Here is a 15,579-nt window from a genome sequence, read left to right as displayed (position 1 = left end):
AAATCGTTTTATTTATGCTTTTCAATTCGGGTTAATGGAGACGCGCATTTTTTACAACGGTACTCAACTCCTTTCAATACTCTGTTGTGGCGACGTTGACTAAACTCATGTGTTTGACAGAGGCAATAGTAAGAATAGGCTTTTTTTAACGGCGGAACATCAAAGGTGTGAGTCCTATCCGGTAAAAGCCCGAAGACTTTTTTCATTACGGCCTGCCATTCTTTTCCATGCGGCTTAGCATTGGCCGCGTATATCTGAAAAACAATGATGTGCGCCACTTCGTGAGGAACCACTGTGTTTAAAAAGGCGTCAGGATTTTGTTCGAACATAAAATGATTGAACCGCAATTCATTTTTGTAAAGATGCGCAGTACCGGCTGCTTTGCCTCTTTGCTTAAAACTGCTATGAGAACGCTTAAAACGCACACCAAAAAAGGCATCGGCTTTATCAAAGCAATGGTTCACTTGCGCTTCAATACGAGTAAGGTCGATTTTTTGTTGTGTCATTTCACTTTGAGTCAGGGGCATGTAATCAGAGTCTCATTCGTATCTGATTCATGCAGTGTCTTCATTAAGCTGTCAGCAAATAACGCCACTTTTTCTTTCGGCAACCCTGTAAGCCTACTTAAAGAGGCAATCGAAGTGGGTTTGTGCAAACAAATCAATCTTATTTGAGTATCACTTAATTGGGTATTAGTCTGTGTTGTTTTCCACGCCAAAATTTTATGCATTCTGGCCGTATCGGTTGAAAGTTGCTCTTCTTGAAGAATGGGGTAGTAATGCTCGCTTGGCATAATGATTTGTGACTTGCCTTGCAATATGGCGCGAGATTTTTCATTGATATGCACATTGAAAATGTGCGATTTTCCAATCGTGATATAGTCAAAAGCGATCAAATGACGAATCACTGACTTCCATTGCGATTCACTGATTTCCTTTCCTTTGCCAAACAGGCTAAAGGTGTCTCCCTTGATCAAGCTCAAAGATTTGGTTTTTTTTCCCAGTAATATTTGTATCAGTGTCGCAAATGGCTGAAGACCTTTGGTGTGATAGATTAATGAAAGCAGCTTTTGACTTGCAATTGTCATATTTAACTCAGATTTACTGGATAAGCAGCGATCACAATGACCACATGGCACCGAGTCTTCATCAAAATGTTTGAGAAGATTCTGGCGCCGACACCCCCTATTTTCCAGTATCTTAAATAAACTTTGTAATTGCTGACTTTCTATAATCGAAGATGACGATTGCAATGTAACAAGCTGTTGCGCCTGTAACATGTCTTGAAGTCCGTAAAGTAACAGCGCATTTGCAGGCTTTCCATCACGACCGGCGCGACCAATCTCTTGAAAGTAGGCTTCTGGACTATTAGGTAGATCCAAATGAACTACAAAACGCACATGCGCAATATCAATTCCCATTCCATAGGCGGTGGTGGCGACCATAATTGTGCCGGGCTGTTGTGCAAAAAAAGTGTGATTTTGCTGCTTCTCATCCTCTGAAAGAGCAGCATGATAACAGCGACTTGGCAATCCTAAGCCCCTTAACCAGCTGGCTAGTTCTTCCGTTTTTTTTCTAGAGCGACAATAAATAATGCCCGTTTTACCTGGCACTTCATGGTGCAAAAAATACAGAATCTGCTGTTTGGCTTTCTTTTTTTGAGCGATTTGAATATGAATATTGGCACGATCAAAGCTGCTTTTTAACACGAGACAGTCTGACAGCTGCAGTGATTGCTGAATACTAGCGATGTTGGCTTTATCCACAGTGCCAGTCAGTGCGACAATGGGCACATTGGGGAAATTCACTTTGAGTTGGCCCAACTGACTGTACTCAGGGCGAAAAAAACCGCCCCACTGCGAAATACAATGTGCCTCATCAATAGCAAACAGGGCCAATTCAAAGCTATGCAGAAAACCAATAACAGAAGGTTGAACCAGTTTCTCAGGAGATAAATAGAGTAAGTCAATGTGTTCGTATCTCAACGCCCAAATCAAGTCATCTTGCTCTCCTGGATTGAGTGTGGAATTTAGAAACTTTGCCCGAATCCCTTTCTTGTTCAACAATTCGACTTGTTGAGACATGAGTGAAAGTAAAGGACTGACAATGATGGCAACGCCCGGCCTTATGAGTCCAGCCGATTGATAGACAAGCGATTTACCACCTCCTGTAGGTGCAGCAAGCAAAACGTCTCGACCAGAACATAATGCATCAATTGCTTGTTCTTGAAGGGGCCGATATTCGCTATAGCCTAGACGTAAAAGGGTTTGTTTCTTTAAATTCATTTCGCAATTATCCCTTAACACCGTGTTTTCTGCATCGATTTTTCCACCTCTTTTCGTTAAAATCACAGCTCAATTTGTATTAGGGAAACACTACCATGGCACACCAACCTCTTGATGATCTTGAACTTGAGACGTTAGAAAATTTTTTGGAGTCAGATCAGGTTCATGAGGAATGTCAGAACTTTGTCATGGCTCATGGCTTTTTAACTGCTTTGGCGGTTTGCCCAAGCGCCGTTCCGGAAGATAAATGGCTTCCTGTCATATTTGAAGAAACGCCACAGTTTGAAAGTGAGAAACTAGAAAAACAAATACTACAGTATTTATCCCGCCTTTTTACAGACATTCAGCAAGAATTAGAATCGGAAGACGGTTTTATGGTGCCTTGTGAACTCGAAATGGGAGAGTCACCTGAAGAGTTAAGCGAGTTACAAGAATGGGCGACTGGCTTTATGGAAGGCGTTTTCATGACAGAGAGCCATTGGTTTGAGTCTGAGAAAGAAGAGGTTGTCGCTGAGCTCTTGCTTCCTATCATGGTCGCTTCTGATTTATTTGATGATGAAGAAGTTGTTCAAATTCGTACCAGTGAAAAATTAACCAACTCATGTATCGCACAAATACCAGAAGTAGTGACTGATTTGTTTTTAGTGTTGCGTACAGACCCTGAAAAGCGCCCTTTCCCAAAAGTAGCGCCCAAATCTCAGAACGGTAAGAATAAAAAGAAAGGCCCCAAAAAGTCTTAATTGTCTCTCAGTCTGCGCACGATTTGAAAACGGCGGAAGAGCAAGTAACAAACAGGCTTAACATACCTGTTTGTTACTGACTTCGCTAACAAGCATTCCTCAAAGACACCAAAGTGATGTCATCCATTTGTAGCGATTCTTTTCGATACTCAGCTAGCTTTTTTTCTACAGTAAGTTGCGCAACCACCAAGGGTGTATTTGGGTAGGCCTCTGAAATTAACTCTTTCACTCTGTCTTCCCCTAGCATCTCGTTGCTACTATTTTTTAATTCCAACACACCATCCGACACTATAATTAAGGTGTCATTTGGATGTAACATTATTGAGTTGAGGTTCACTTCAAACTCACTAACACCTAAAATCCCCAACGGCATATGCAAGGAATGCAAATATTCGAAACGACCATCGTTACGTTGTATATAGGCATTTGGCATACCGCCACCCCAGTATGTCACCTCACCGTTAGGAGAGATCAGTAGTAAGTAACCCGCACAAAACATGTAGTCTGGCAAAATACTGATTAAAATTCGGTTCATTTGCACAGCAAGGTCATGAACACTCAGCAAATCATCAACAGCATCAAAAAAAGCTTGCATGATAGGTAATGCACCAATTGAGGCGGGAAGGCCATGACCAGTGAAGTCACCGACAAACGCCAAACGGGCACCATCTGAACGCGTTTTTACGAGCGCCAAATCACCGTTGAAACTGGCCGCAGACAAACGGGTAATCATTACGTGATCCGTATTATTTTCACTGCGTGTTTGTATATGATCTAACACATGGTGTGCCATTTCATGCTCACGCTCAATCATGGCCTGATAGTAGGTTAATGCTTTATTCTTGCGATACATCTCTTTGATAAGTTCAACGTGACGCATATGAGTCTTAAGTCTAATTTCAAATAAAACTTCACTGAAGGGTTTAGGAATAAAATCATCTGCACCACACTTAAAGCAACGATTCATTACAGCATCGGAAGTTTGAGAAGCAAGAAAAATCATGGGCACAAAGCGCTTCCCTGATAAGTTCTTTAGCTCCCTCACAAGCTCTAATCCACTTCCCCCTTTAATCAACACGTCTAAAGTAACAATGTCAGGAGAAAAACGTTTAAACACAGAAATAGCGTCGTTGAAATTGGTTGCGCTTTCAACAACTACCCCTTCTTTTTCGGCGCACAAGGCAATAATATCGCAATAGATTTGTTCGCTATCTATGCATAGTAATTTCATTCATCAAATCCCTAATGAATATCAAACCGTTTATCAAAGCGAGAGATCATAAGAATATTCTTAATAAACTCGTTGGCTCCTTGTAATTCAATCTTGCTCTGCTGCCCTAAGGCGTTTCTCATACTGAGCAGCATGCCCAGTGCTGCACTGTCTAAATACTCCACCATGCTCATATCAACGACATAAAGACGATAGTCATTCTTTAAATTGATGTAGGCAGCTCTGAATTCGTTAAATAACGAAAAATCAAAGCTCCCAACAATGGCTATTGTTACCTGAAGGCTTGCGTCATTAACACTGACTGTGATGCTCATCGATTATCCTAAAAAGAGCGTTAGCCCTTATTCGCCACCATGGCATTTCGGTGACGATGGCGCGATCGACTCGCGCTCACGCCATTCTGCTGTGGTGTAAAGATGCATTGCCAAGGCATGAATCAAGGTCATCTCTTTTTGCAAAGCACCATACACAAGTTGGTGTCTCTGCACTAACCTTTTGCCTTCAAATGCGTCACTTACTAAAACAAGCTTAAAGTGAGACTCACTACCTTTCGGTACATTGTGCATATGGCTTTCGTTTTCGAGCGTCATATGCTGTATGTCAAACTGCTCTTTGATACGCTGATCAATCTGTAATTGTGTCTTCATGTTCGTCTCAATTATGCCGGAGTTAATAGGCTTTCAGATTGCCCATTGAGTAATACCTGTCCCTTCTCTTTCGGGTAGGCCACATCGATAGAGACGGCGCCACCTTCACGCCAAACGCTGATAATTGTATCCATATTGGCCGCCATGACCGCACGCTTATCGTCAGGCGCTGCCGCAATTACCTGTAAGCCAATGTCTTTCATAAACCCCATACACGTTGACGTTTTTATCATATCAATTTTGTTAAAGGCTTCATCAAACATAGCCAAGGAAAAACCACCAACAATTTCCCCATCCAGCGTTTCATGCAAACGATACGTAGTAGAAAGGGCTGCTGCGATTGCCAAATAGAAGGGAATCTGATGCTCCCCCCCCGACCCCGTTTGAATACGTTGACTCAGCGTCGTTTTTTTGTGGCCTTCTGCATCCAGAATATCGACTTCGAAATTATAGAACTTACGATAATCGGCAAGATCTTGTTGTTTCTCATCGTCTGAAATTAACTCTTGGATCGCAGCAATCGCACGAGCATGTTCTGGATCATCGTTTGAATGCAAATCAAATAACCCACCCACATTCGCTTGGTCTTGGGCGCTAAAGCGTTCAACAAGATCTAATATATCCTTCATATCCCCATTTGGGTAATAGCGAAATTGATAGATTTCTTGGTTAAATGGACGACGTTTAAGGCTGTGATTCAATTCACGGATAATGTGCGCGACCTGATCCAAAGAGTCTTTCAGTTTAGAAACATAGTCTGAGCGGAACGTCTCTTCGGCTTCTTTACGTGCCAACTCGGCTCGTTTAGCGTACTTTGCCAATTCCGTTTCACTTAACACTTCTATTTGGTTAGACACATAATACTCAAACTCTTCAAACTTAGACTCTAAATAGTCCAGTTGTACATTGTTGTCTAAGTTAGCTTGATGGTACTTACCGTAATGGTCTGCTACTTCTTTACGCACTTTCTGATCAAAGCTGCGGGCTTTTTCGCTGGCTTTTTCAGCTCGGCTCATGGCTTCTTTATATATTGCAGCACCATTAACCATGCTACTCTCTAAAAGACCATAACGCTCACTGGCATATTCTGCATCGTATTTTGGGTTGGAAGTTAAACGATTACGCTCTTCATCAAGAGCGGCAAGCGCCGAACTCAATTGACTTTTTTGTGTGTTCAAGGCGCCAAACTGTTCCGCAATTTGCTGTCGCTCACGATCCAATTTTTTACACTCTAATTCAACATTGGCAATACGTATTTTTAGCTCTTCAATGCGCTCTTGTAGGTCAGTATCATCGTGTTTTTGCAGCTGCTGGATTTGCACGTCTACCGCTTCTAACTCTTGACCTAAACGGGTCAAAGTATGGCTGGCAGTACTTAGACTGTCTGCGTCAAATTGATTATTGGCCATCACACGGCCAAGCAAGGAATCGGCTTGCTCAAGACGCTGATCGGCTTTCATGAAGTTCATCAACTCGCCACTCAGGCTGGCTAATTGTTTTTCGCGAGATGCCTTCATACCTTCGATATTAATGCCCACCATCATGGGTGGAACAAATCGAATGGTAGAAATCGTTCCTGCTAACTTCAACATCCCATCGGCTGTCATAGCACTGTCTTCACGTAACAATTCACGCTCGGTTTCAACCGGTTTAATCCCCCCTAAACGACGGTTTAAGTAAGCTTGAGCATGATCATTATTGCAACGTATAAAACGTAATGCTGAATGTTGATCACCACGGTTTAACCAAAGTCTGGTTTGGGTTGTATCCACAACGCGACAGCCCATTAACTGACGACGGTGCGCACGAAATATACGAATAGCTTCTTCGGCATCTTCCGGTTCTACAATGAGCGCCTCGCGCTGCGCGCCAAGATACCCTTCTATTGCGTCCTGCCACTTTCTATCCGTCACTTCGGCTAAATGACTCAAAGGTGTCGCAGTGATATTGGCGTCTTTTAATAAAGCAACAAGGCGTTTCGTGTTTTGCGATAGCGGGCTAACTCCCCCCTTTAACGAAGAGACGTCAGACTCTAACTGTTTGCATTCATCTTTCAAATTCAGAATGGTGCGATTTAATTCAGAGCGTTGCGCAAATACCTGAGACTTTTCTTTGTCTAAACATTCATTGAGCGCGATCAGTTTCTGCGCCAGTGGTTTAAGGCTGCCGTCTATGCGCCCCTCTTCACTAATTAGACCATTAAATTCGGCAAAACTTTTGATAATGCTGATGGTGTCTTTCGACAACAAGTCCTCGAAGGACTGCAGGGTCGATAACAATAAAATGAGTTGACGCACCTGCATGATGGCTTTTTGGTCTTGCTGACCTTGTAGAGTAAGCAACTTTTTACTTTGTTCAAGCTGTTGTAGTTTTAAACCAACATCGGAGTGCTCATATTGTTGTTCAAAACGCAGCAACTGTCCTTGTAACTGTTTTAATAAGCTGGCTTGTGTTGCCAATTCTTCATCAATGTCTTCTTCTCGCTCTTTATGGAGCTCATATTGATCTTGAATATCGTCTTGCTTGCTGCCCAACTCATCAAATCGCGCTTCGGTAGCGATCCATTGATAATTGATTGCACTCTGTTCTTGCTGATGCTTTTTTTCGCAATCTTGTTGAATATGTTTTAGGTCATCAATGCGTTTTGCCACTTCAAGGGTTTTTGCCTCTAGGTGACGGTATTCATGTAAAGATTTTTGATAAGCGCCTACTTGAAGCGGCGCTTCGGCTAAAACGAAGTCTTGTACAAATCGTGTGGGAGACGCAATGGGCACAAATTTCAAGGCGTTTTTGAAGTTTTTCAAAAAGCTATCCAAGGTAATTTGCTGATCTGCACTCGGACTAAGCTCTTCCAGGTAACGATTAATAAATTGTGTGGCTGACGCGCTACCGGATTTAATATAAGGGTCCAGGCAAATTTTCTTCATCGTTTCACGGACATCAACCCAAGGCTTGGCTTGGTAACTTTTGCCTTCCATGGCGTCGATGAAGTCGGCTTTTTTAACACCATAATTTGGCAAAACAAAACGCCCAAGCACATCTTCTTCTGGAGAAGCCAGAGACGCACTTAATGCTAAGCCAACACTGGATTCGTTTCCGGTCACACTGTCTTCAAACACCAAAGCAAGATAACTGACAGCGTCTTGTCTTGGCTGAGTGCCAAATATTTTAGCGTTGGCTTGACCAGAATCTATCATCCCTAAAATGTAAGAGCGGATACTACGGCCACTGGCTTTACCATCGTTCGCGCTGGCATTGTAGTTAAGGTGGCGTTTACTGGCACCCGTCAAAACGGTTTGGATGGCGTCCAGTAACGACGATTTACCCGATCCAGTGGGACCGATAATAGCGGTATTGCCGCGAATATTGATGTCTTCCGCACCCAGCAGGTACCAATTGACTAATACGATTCGATTTAACTTTTTCATATTTTGGTCCTATTCCTGCGTGCCTGTGTTTTCTGTCTCTGTAGTCAATTCAGCCATGTCATCTTCGTCTGGATCGGCCCCATTGAAAGACTCTAACTGTCGCAAGTAAGCTTCTGTCACAATTAACCTCACCACAGGAGTAATGTTAATCATCAAATTTTTACTGTCTTCTTCATAAGACTTACCACGAATAATAATGCCGTGACGGCTGAACAACGCCAGTATATCTTTAAAGCGAGTTTCATTCGGGATTTCTCTTTTTACCAACTGCACAAATCTATCCAAAATAGTGTGAGTGTTGGTAGCAACAAAACCGTTGTCCACCTCGAAATTCTCTATTTTTTCTTCATAGATCTGTCGCAATACGAGTAAAAATAAGGTTTCATCGGTTTTTAAGCGTACAAACGCTTCTTTTTGAATGGGTAACACACCCGCAAGGCGCTCATTTTCATTGATATAAAGCGTCATTCCTAAGGCATCAAATAAGCGCTCAAAATACTCTTGATAAGACTCAATAAGTAGATAATGTTTACGCTGTCCGTGCTTATAGGCGCTGGCAAATTGGTTAGCAAGGATGAAGTTTGCCGTCTGCTGAAACTCTTGTGCGTCTTTCCCAGACTCTTCAACGACTTTTTTTAATTCTCTAAGCATGGCGCTTTGCTCCTGCGTATCACACTAAATTCACGACATTCAACAAAGTCATGCACGTCTAAATACTGGTTGGTGAAATGCACTTCGAATAAATCCTCAATTTTTTTCGCACTGACGCCCAGGGAGCCAACATAGCGCAAGTGATCAAAGCAAACGAAGTCTTCAACCGACTCAATGGTAAAATCTAAAATATGTTTGCTGTTTTCCGCTGCCATTTGCTTTTCTAAATAGCTTTGCATCTTAGGAATAGTGACCTGTCTTGCTTCATGAAAGCGGCGTTGTTGATCGCGTATCTTGATGGCTTCTTCTGACACTTCTATCGGTGTCATGACTCGCGGTGGTGGTGGTTCACGGCGTCTTGTCGGTTGTGCGGCTGACGCCATACCGACAAAACGTGCACCCACAACTTGTTTCAAAATGGGCAGCTTTTCGAATTTAGCCACATCTGCAATTATTCCGGCGATCTTATTGGCCAAACCAGGGCGCGAGCTGTCCATGTAACGGGCAGTGTCAGCAGCTCGTTTTTCTAATCGATAACGGTATTCATCAATGCGCTCTAAGCGTTGCTCAATATTACTAAAGGTTTGAATGATGTCACGACAATCCTTTTCAACCATGGCTTGAGCTTGCGTAACGGTTATCAATTGTTGATCAACGTAACATTGAGTCACCTGCTTCATAATGTCTGGGTTAGACAAGAACTCTTGTGTCAACTCAAGAATCTGGCGTCGAAATCGAAAAGGATTGTTGCTCGTTTTAATGGTTTTATAGTCAGCGATCAGTATTCCCTCGACAAACAAATCAAAGAAACCAGCAACAATTGCTTTAGGGTCACGACTCGCAAACAGCTCTCTTTGTAAGCTGCGAATGCCCAGCAAAATTTGATTCAAATGGGCCGAAAAGTCTCTTGAGGCTTCTGCTGACTGTCGCAAGATAACGCCCCGCTCTTGCGGATTTTTGGCCACGGCTTCAAGGTTACTAAGAATGCTCAATACCGTTGCGCCATAGTTGCGCTTACCGTGGCGGCTAATTTCGACCAAAGAACGCAGTAGCATGGAAATCTGCGGAGTCATTAAAACACTGACACGATACAGCTCTTGCTCTTCTACTAACCACCCAGTATTCACCAACCGATGATAAATGCGTAATGCGTAATCGTGAATGGTTTTTGGTGACTCAAAAGACTCTTTATGCTCATCGTTCCATGCAATTGTGTCCAACTTGTGCAAGGTGTCTTCAATTGATTCAATGATGGTCGACTTGTCTTTTATTGGGTCTTCAGCATGATCATAAAAAACCTCTGCTAGGTCAAAAAGCACCGCTTCGATCAGCATCTTATTTGAACCACTTAGAGCCTGAAATATCTCATCGGGCAAGTGTTTAAATAGCATTCATTCAACTCCATGAACCAAGAATAGAAGGTTGCACTGTCAGGCTCGGCCTAAGTGGCTTGCAACAACGGACATCATGGCTTGTTTTACCAATTCATCGTCGCCTATTGGAGGTAATAAAGATATCGTTAGCTGCTCTGTTTGTAATGTTTCAATTTGTGCAGGAACATCTTTACGCAGGTGACGTCCAACTGCGAAAAACAAAGGCAGTACAGCCACTTTTCTCACATCACTGGTCAATCCTGCAATCACATCTTCAAGGGAAGGCGATGTCAGCTCCATATAAGCTAGGCTGATACCTTTAGCGCCATAAGACTGAGCAATTTGTTGATATAAAGATTCAAACGGTTGTTTCCAAAGCGGATCAGGACTTCCATGGGCAAGTAGGACAATGTGGTCATATTCTTCGCGTAACATATTCGTTCCTAATTTTAATCAGTCCGATATTTTAGCTATCCTACCCGAGAAAAAGAAGGTGCAGAGCAAAAAACCTTAAAACTAATCCTCCGTACACGCAAAAGCGGACTGTTTAAAGCCATTTAGTAGAAACACGGCTTATTTCGAACACAACGAGCGGTGTTATATCAAAAAATCATTTAACCATAATCACCAGTCTTGCTGTCTTTGATCTTAAATCCGTTATTATGCGTATGACCTAACACTAACCTAACTAAGGCGTATTTGGATGAAGGTTTTAATTTCAGGAGCCACAGGATTTATCGGGCAGACCTTGCTTAAGTCGTTACTGCAAAATGAACATCAAGTACATGCGGTCGTCAGATCAGTCAATGACCGCCGCTTAGACGCTAAAGTGACGCAAGTAACCACCGAGACCTTGGTACAAATAGACGAAGAATTCGATATTTTCATCAATTTGGCTGGAGAAAACATCGCGGCGCAACCTTGGACAAAAAAACGCAAGCAAGCTTTATTCGATAGCAGAGTAGCACTGACAAACAAAATTCAGAAAAGTCTACAACACCGACCCAAACGCATTATTTCTATGTCCGCTGTTGGCTACTATGGTGTTGCACGAAACGGTATTTTTGATGAAGAGACGCCGCCCAGAGAGGGTTTCTCTCATGACTTATGCCTAGCTTGGGAAAATGCAGCTAAGGCTTTTCAAGATGCAGACATAAACACCCACTTAACCATTTTTAGATTGGGGGTCGTACTTGGCAAAGGCGGTGCTTTGAAAAAAATGCGACTTCCCTTTTTATTGGGAATGGGTGGGCCAATTGCTGATGGAAAACAATGGTTCCCATGGGTGCATATTGATGACGTTGTTGGCGCCATCACAGCGGCCATGTCTGATGACTCTTACCAAGGTACCTTTAATTTAGTGGCCCCAGAAGTAGTACAACAAAAGCAGTTTGCCAAATACTACGCCGCCTCATTAAACCGACCTGCTTTTATGCCAACCCCCAAATGGCTGCTTAATCTCATTTTTGGTGAAATGGCCAGTCTGTTAACAGAAGGTCCAAAAATCACCTGCCACAAACTTGAGAACAAAGGTTTTTCATTTCAATTTGGCCAATTAGAGAGAGCATTGCAGGATATAGAAGCTGACTAGCGTTTTTTTCGTAATACTGGTAATCCCTTGTCGTCATTCAAGGTGTTTTTGCACTTTGGATAGGTAATGCACCCCCAGAAATAGCCGTTTTTACTTCTTTTTCTGATAAGGTAATGACCACACTCTCGACAAGGGTACTTTTTTGTATCTGATGGAACACCATGGTTGTCTTCAACCGTTATTTTACATTCTGGATAACTTGAGCATCCCCAAAAAGTATTGTCTTTAAAGGTTTTTTTTCTCAGTGGTGAGTGACACGCAGGGCAAAGGTAACGTATAGGCCTAACCGGTTTGCCCTCTTGATTGTTTGCTGTGTAATCACATATTGGGAATGCTTCACACCCCCAAAAAGAGCCATTTGCCCCCTCCTTTAAAACCAATAAGCTCTCGCATTTTGGACAGCGATAACGAATCTTAGCGGCGCGAACATGAGCATCGTCTTGGTCTAGGAATTCTTGCTCCCAATTAGAGGGAGGTTGCTTTGGGTGGCTATTATCTTGGTCAGACATGTGTCAGCTCTTTTCGTTACTTACGTATTACTCTTTCATACAAAATGCACTGTCTTCTTGTCATTCTTCTTTATCAACAAGTCCTCGGATTTTATCAGCCCCTTTTCTTGCCGCTTCTGCGGTGGCAGATCCTGCTTCTTTTGTTTTTTCCCAAGCTATGGCACCAGTTTCTTTCGCGCTTTCCGATACCTTGCTTCCAATTTTAGACGCTCTATCACCCACTTCAGAGGCTTTTTGCGAGGTTTTTTCAGCCACCTCCGAGGTAGTCGTTTTTGTCTTTTCCCATAATTGAAGTGCGCCCACTTTGGCCTTGTCTAACGTGTTTTCGTCGGCTTGAGCCAAACTGGACATGACCATCAATGAGGCAATCATAACCTTGATGTATTTCATAATTTCGCCTTTTCAGTATTTGATGATACAGCACTCAACCAATCAATAAGCTGAGAAATGTCTCTCAACGCTCCGAGTTGAGGATAGCGTAAAAGAGTACTTTCTGTGACAAGTTCATGATCCCATGTGCTGTGATAAGGTATGTGCAGCGCTTGTCCACCCACATCCAAAACCGGAAGAATGTCCGACTTTAGAGAGTTGCCCACCATAAGAAACTCTTCGGCGGCTATTTTGTGTCGCTGCAGTATTTGTTGGTACGCATCCGAGGTTTTATCGCTGACTACTTCAATAGCATCAAACACATCAGCGATACCGGAGCGAGCCAGTTTACTTTCTTGATCAAGAAGATCGCCTTTTGTGATTACCATTAAACGATATTTTCCTTGCAGTTCTGCTAGCACCTGGGAAACATTCGGCAGCAGTTCAACGCGCGATGCGAGCATGCATTTGGCTAACTGAATAATCTCATGTATTTCTCTGCCCGTAACGCGGCCTTCCGTTAATTCTATCGCTGTCTCTATCATTGATAGGGTAAAACCTTTTATGCCATAGCCAAAATGCTCAAGGTTTTTAATCTGCACTTCGTTTAGATGCGAGCGGATATAGTTATCATCATGATATGGCGAAAGCAATCGTATAAATTCGTCCTGGGCGTGGATAAAAATATCTTCATTTCGCCACAAAGTATCGTCAGCATCAAAAGCGATCGTCGTTAACCCATTGTTTTGTACTTCAGTCATTATAGAACTCATATTACTGCCATTGCTTGGTATTCTGCTCGATCAAATTTAGGTAGAGTGCGACTTGATCCGGTGAATCGTTAAGAGCGGGAATATAGTCAAACGCTTCGCCACCGTTATGTTTAAATTCATCCCCAAGTTCTATGGTGATTTCTTCTAATGTTTCAATGCAGTCAATTGAAAAAGCGGGGCTGATCACATTGATGCTTTTAATCCCTTTTGATGGCATGGCTTTTAACGTGACATCAGCGTAAGGTTTTAACCACTCTTCACGTCCAAACCGTGACTGGTATACATGTGTCCAGTCTGCTTCTGTTAACTCAAGCTCTTCAGCAACCAAACGGCTGGTCAGGTGGCAGCGTCTCGCATAGGGATCGCCGTTAGTTACGTATCGTTTAGGTATACCATGAAAAGAAAACACTAGGTGACGGCGCTCACCTTGCTTATCCCATTGTGCCCGTACCGAATCTGCAAGCGCTTTAATGTACAGCGGATGGTCGGCATAATCGTGCAACAATTGAAGTGACGGCCAATGAGGGCAGCGCTTCAATGACTTCATTAACCTATCATAAGCCGCCGCCGTGGTGGTGGCAGAAAATTGAGGATACATAGGGACAACAAGGATGTTTGTGACGCCCTGCTCACGAAGTTTATTCGCGGCGACTTCAACACTAGGATTGCCATACGTCATGGCCAGCTCAACAGGAACGGTATGACCGGCTTTTTCACTCAAGGCCGTTTTAACATTCTCTTTCAACCGTTGGCTTAGCACCAATAAAGGTGACCCTTCATCCATCCACACTTGTTGATAGATTTTGGCCACCTTTGGGGGCCGAATGGTCAAAATGATCAGGTTTAAAATAGGCTTCCACAACAGAGGATTTAAATCTACCACGCGAGAATCAGACAGAAACTCTCTCAGATAACGTCGAACTTCAGGCGCATGGGGCGCGTCAGGTGTTCCTAAATTCATCATTAGTACACCGTAATTACTTGTATTATTCATGCTATACCTTATCGGTTAATTCTTAAAATGAGGAAACTTTAAAAACGTTTATCGTATAAATTTGGATTAAAAAATAAAAGAAAGCCGCTTAATTTGCGGCTATGTTGTCCACATACGAGTTAAAGAAGCCAACAAAAAGATCACAAAACTCATCGATAATACCTTTTTGTCGAGTTCATTGCCTCGGTTACGACAGAGCCAATAGAAGAAAAAATGACTTATTGCCAAAGCGCCTGCACCTGGAAGATAAATAACACCTGCGAAGCCTTGCAATGCCATGTTATCAAATGCGCTGGCAGGGTAAAGAAAACCCACCATGGCCGCTATCGATATAAAGACAACGAATCCCTCTACCGTGCTTTGTTGTAACTGAACAGGGAGGCGTTTGAAGTGACAAAAATAATGTCCTAAAACGCCACCTCCGTTTCCTGAAACAACAGACACCGTACCTATGAGTAGACCTGATGGCATGTTACCTAGGTACGGGTGAAAAAGAATGGGCTTGGATTTTTTCAACAAATCAAGAATAACACCGACTATTGCCAGCAAGGCGATCAAACTAAAAGCCAATGTAAACGCCCATACAGAAGCCAAAGATAACAACTGAGCGCCAATCACACCTCCCATCCCCATGCCCGCTGTATGACGAATAAGAACTTGTGTCTCCACGGTCTTATTTTTCATTCCCACAATCCAAGCGTAAAGATGCGTTGGAAGAAAGGCGACAATAGCCGTAGCAATGCAAACTAAAAACCAAGCATCAAATGATAAGCCAAGGACTGGAAGAAAAAAGGATAAAATTGGAACTGCCAGTAAAGCAGGAGAAATCAATATGGTGGACGCCATTGGCCCTGTAGCAACACCAATCACAGCAAACAATATGAGCAGCTCAATATTCGGCATGATGTTTAAAAAACCCAGTTTATTCGTTTTAAACAACTTTGATTTAGATAAGAAAGCCTAAAAAAAGTGAATCCAAAATAAAAAGC

At 42.8% G+C, this 15,579-nt stretch carries 17 protein-coding genes; 3 read left to right on the top strand and 14 right to left on the bottom strand.

Annotated features, from left to right (window positions below; all coding sequences use genetic code 11):
- Positions 1–8 precede the first annotated feature (8 nt).
- Both EBI00_RS10930 and EBI00_RS10925 read right to left on the bottom strand, forming a co-directional pair.
- Complete coding sequence (locus EBI00_RS10930) at positions 9–527, bottom strand: SprT family zinc-dependent metalloprotease (RefSeq protein ID WP_123095972.1); 519 nt, start codon at positions 525–527, stop codon at positions 9–11.
- Positions 518–2,284 (bottom strand): RecQ family ATP-dependent DNA helicase, encoded by a 1,767-nt coding sequence (locus tag EBI00_RS10925; protein ID WP_123095971.1) that lies wholly within the window; start codon positions 2,282–2,284, stop codon positions 518–520. The genes EBI00_RS10930 and EBI00_RS10925 overlap by 10 nt, the downstream gene beginning before the upstream one ends.
- A gap of 95 nt (positions 2,285–2,379) precedes the next feature.
- Here EBI00_RS10925 and EBI00_RS10920 point away from each other — a divergent pair, with 95 nt between their 5' ends.
- Positions 2,380–3,024, top strand: a complete 645-nt coding sequence (locus EBI00_RS10920) for a YecA/YgfB family protein (protein WP_123095970.1) — start codon at positions 2,380–2,382, stop codon at positions 3,022–3,024.
- Between the two features lie 85 nt (positions 3,025–3,109).
- Here the strand turns inward: EBI00_RS10920 and EBI00_RS10915 are convergent, their stop codons facing one another.
- The 7 genes from EBI00_RS10915 to EBI00_RS10885 are packed head-to-tail and all read right to left on the bottom strand — an operon-like array spanning position 3,110 to position 10,789.
- Positions 3,110–4,255 carry a fused response regulator/phosphatase gene (locus EBI00_RS10915; RefSeq protein ID WP_123095969.1) on the bottom strand — a complete coding sequence of 382 codons (1,146 nt, stop codon included), beginning with the start codon at positions 4,253–4,255 and terminating at the stop codon, positions 3,110–3,112.
- 11 nt (positions 4,256–4,266) lie between these two features.
- Complete coding sequence (locus tag EBI00_RS10910) at positions 4,267–4,569, bottom strand: STAS domain-containing protein (RefSeq protein WP_123095968.1); 303 nt, start codon at positions 4,567–4,569, stop codon at positions 4,267–4,269.
- Positions 4,570–4,596: 27 nt separating this feature from the next.
- Entirely contained in the window at positions 4,597–4,902 is a 306-nt protein-coding gene (locus tag EBI00_RS10905; RefSeq protein ID WP_123095967.1) for a BolA family protein, read from the bottom strand.
- Positions 4,903–4,913: 11 nt separating this feature from the next.
- Positions 4,914–8,330 (bottom strand): SbcC/MukB-like Walker B domain-containing protein, encoded by a 3,417-nt coding sequence (locus EBI00_RS10900; RefSeq protein ID WP_123095966.1) that lies wholly within the window; start codon positions 8,328–8,330, stop codon positions 4,914–4,916.
- Between the two features lie 9 nt (positions 8,331–8,339).
- Positions 8,340–8,981, bottom strand: coding sequence for a DUF4194 domain-containing protein (locus tag EBI00_RS10895; protein ID WP_123095965.1), 642 nt, complete (start codon positions 8,979–8,981; stop codon positions 8,340–8,342).
- A complete protein-coding gene (locus EBI00_RS10890) occupies positions 8,966–10,372 on the bottom strand; it encodes a Wadjet anti-phage system protein JetA family protein (RefSeq protein ID WP_123095964.1) in 1,407 nt (468 codons plus the stop codon). Before EBI00_RS10890 ends, EBI00_RS10895 begins: the two co-directional genes overlap by 16 nt.
- A 39-nt stretch (positions 10,373–10,411) precedes the next feature.
- Positions 10,412–10,789, bottom strand: coding sequence for a sirohydrochlorin chelatase (locus EBI00_RS10885; protein WP_123095963.1), 378 nt, complete (start codon positions 10,787–10,789; stop codon positions 10,412–10,414).
- A 268-nt stretch (positions 10,790–11,057) separates the two neighbouring features.
- Between EBI00_RS10885 and EBI00_RS10880 the strand changes: the two genes are divergently transcribed.
- Positions 11,058–11,945 (top strand): TIGR01777 family oxidoreductase, encoded by an 888-nt coding sequence (locus tag EBI00_RS10880; RefSeq protein ID WP_123095962.1) that lies wholly within the window; start codon positions 11,058–11,060, stop codon positions 11,943–11,945.
- Here EBI00_RS10880 and EBI00_RS10875 read toward each other — a convergent pair.
- The 5 genes from EBI00_RS10875 to EBI00_RS10855 all read right to left on the bottom strand — a co-directional run bounded on the left by EBI00_RS10875 (position 11,942) and on the right by EBI00_RS10855 (position 15,436).
- On the bottom strand, positions 11,942–12,454 hold the full coding sequence (locus tag EBI00_RS10875) for a DNA topoisomerase family protein (protein WP_123095961.1): 513 nt from the start codon (positions 12,452–12,454) through the stop codon (positions 11,942–11,944). The genes EBI00_RS10880 and EBI00_RS10875 overlap by 4 nt on opposite strands.
- 60 nt (positions 12,455–12,514) lie before the next feature.
- Positions 12,515–12,844, bottom strand: coding sequence for a hypothetical protein (locus tag EBI00_RS10870; protein ID WP_241557018.1), 330 nt, complete (start codon positions 12,842–12,844; stop codon positions 12,515–12,517).
- Entirely contained in the window at positions 12,841–13,584 is a 744-nt protein-coding gene (locus tag EBI00_RS10865; protein WP_123095959.1) for an HAD family hydrolase, read from the bottom strand. Before EBI00_RS10865 ends, EBI00_RS10870 begins: the two co-directional genes overlap by 4 nt.
- Before the next feature lie 13 nt (positions 13,585–13,597).
- Positions 13,598–14,590: a ferrochelatase gene (gene hemH / locus EBI00_RS10860; RefSeq protein WP_123095958.1), complete on the bottom strand. Its 993-nt coding sequence runs from the start codon at positions 14,588–14,590 to the stop codon at positions 13,598–13,600.
- A 99-nt stretch (positions 14,591–14,689) separates the two neighbouring features.
- Positions 14,690–15,436 (bottom strand): sulfite exporter TauE/SafE family protein, encoded by a 747-nt coding sequence (locus EBI00_RS10855; RefSeq protein WP_241557023.1) that lies wholly within the window; start codon positions 15,434–15,436, stop codon positions 14,690–14,692.
- Here EBI00_RS10855 and EBI00_RS16185 point away from each other — a divergent pair.
- Positions 15,330–15,554, top strand: a complete 225-nt coding sequence (locus EBI00_RS16185; protein WP_241557024.1) for a hypothetical protein — start codon at positions 15,330–15,332, stop codon at positions 15,552–15,554. The genes EBI00_RS10855 and EBI00_RS16185 overlap by 107 nt on opposite strands.
- The last annotated feature ends 25 nt before the right edge of the window (positions 15,555–15,579 follow it).

This window comes from Marinomonas hwangdonensis (assembly GCF_003721245.1).
Lineage (GTDB): Bacteria > Pseudomonadota > Gammaproteobacteria > Pseudomonadales > Marinomonadaceae > Marinomonas > Marinomonas hwangdonensis.
The sequence above is the reverse complement of the archived record's forward strand: the minus strand, read 5'-3'. Positions and strand labels throughout refer to the sequence as shown.

What these genes read in the sequence shown, in the direction of transcription:
- EBI00_RS10930 (WP_123095972.1), bottom strand. Translation starts at nt 527, where the DNA reads ATGCCCCTGACTCAAAGTGAAATGACACAACAAAAAATCGACCTTACT.
- EBI00_RS10925 (WP_123095971.1), bottom strand. Translation starts at nt 2,284, where the DNA reads ATGAATTTAAAGAAACAAACCCTTTTACGTCTAGGCTATAGCGAATAT.
- EBI00_RS10920 (WP_123095970.1), top strand. Translation starts at nt 2,380, where the DNA reads ATGGCACACCAACCTCTTGATGATCTTGAACTTGAGACGTTAGAAAAT.
- EBI00_RS10915 (WP_123095969.1), bottom strand. Translation starts at nt 4,255, where the DNA reads ATGAAATTACTATGCATAGATAGCGAACAAATCTATTGCGATATTATT.
- EBI00_RS10910 (WP_123095968.1), bottom strand. Translation starts at nt 4,569, where the DNA reads ATGAGCATCACAGTCAGTGTTAATGACGCAAGCCTTCAGGTAACAATA.
- EBI00_RS10905 (WP_123095967.1), bottom strand. Translation starts at nt 4,902, where the DNA reads ATGAAGACACAATTACAGATTGATCAGCGTATCAAAGAGCAGTTTGAC.
- EBI00_RS10900 (WP_123095966.1), bottom strand. Translation starts at nt 8,330, where the DNA reads ATGAAAAAGTTAAATCGAATCGTATTAGTCAATTGGTACCTGCTGGGT.
- EBI00_RS10895 (WP_123095965.1), bottom strand. Translation starts at nt 8,981, where the DNA reads ATGCTTAGAGAATTAAAAAAAGTCGTTGAAGAGTCTGGGAAAGACGCA.
- EBI00_RS10890 (WP_123095964.1), bottom strand. Translation starts at nt 10,372, where the DNA reads ATGCTATTTAAACACTTGCCCGATGAGATATTTCAGGCTCTAAGTGGT.
- EBI00_RS10885 (WP_123095963.1), bottom strand. Translation starts at nt 10,789, where the DNA reads ATGTTACGCGAAGAATATGACCACATTGTCCTACTTGCCCATGGAAGT.
- EBI00_RS10880 (WP_123095962.1), top strand. Translation starts at nt 11,058, where the DNA reads ATGAAGGTTTTAATTTCAGGAGCCACAGGATTTATCGGGCAGACCTTG.
- EBI00_RS10875 (WP_123095961.1), bottom strand. Translation starts at nt 12,454, where the DNA reads ATGTCTGACCAAGATAATAGCCACCCAAAGCAACCTCCCTCTAATTGG.
- EBI00_RS10870 (WP_241557018.1), bottom strand. Translation starts at nt 12,844, where the DNA reads ATGAAATACATCAAGGTTATGATTGCCTCATTGATGGTCATGTCCAGT.
- EBI00_RS10865 (WP_123095959.1), bottom strand. Translation starts at nt 13,584, where the DNA reads ATGACTGAAGTACAAAACAATGGGTTAACGACGATCGCTTTTGATGCT.
- hemH (WP_123095958.1), bottom strand. Translation starts at nt 14,590, where the DNA reads ATGAATAATACAAGTAATTACGGTGTACTAATGATGAATTTAGGAACA.
- EBI00_RS16185 (WP_241557024.1), top strand. Translation starts at nt 15,330, where the DNA reads ATGCAAACTAAAAACCAAGCATCAAATGATAAGCCAAGGACTGGAAGA.
- EBI00_RS10855 (WP_241557023.1), bottom strand. Translation starts at nt 15,436, where the DNA reads ATGGCGTCCACCATATTGATTTCTCCTGCTTTACTGGCAGTTCCAATT.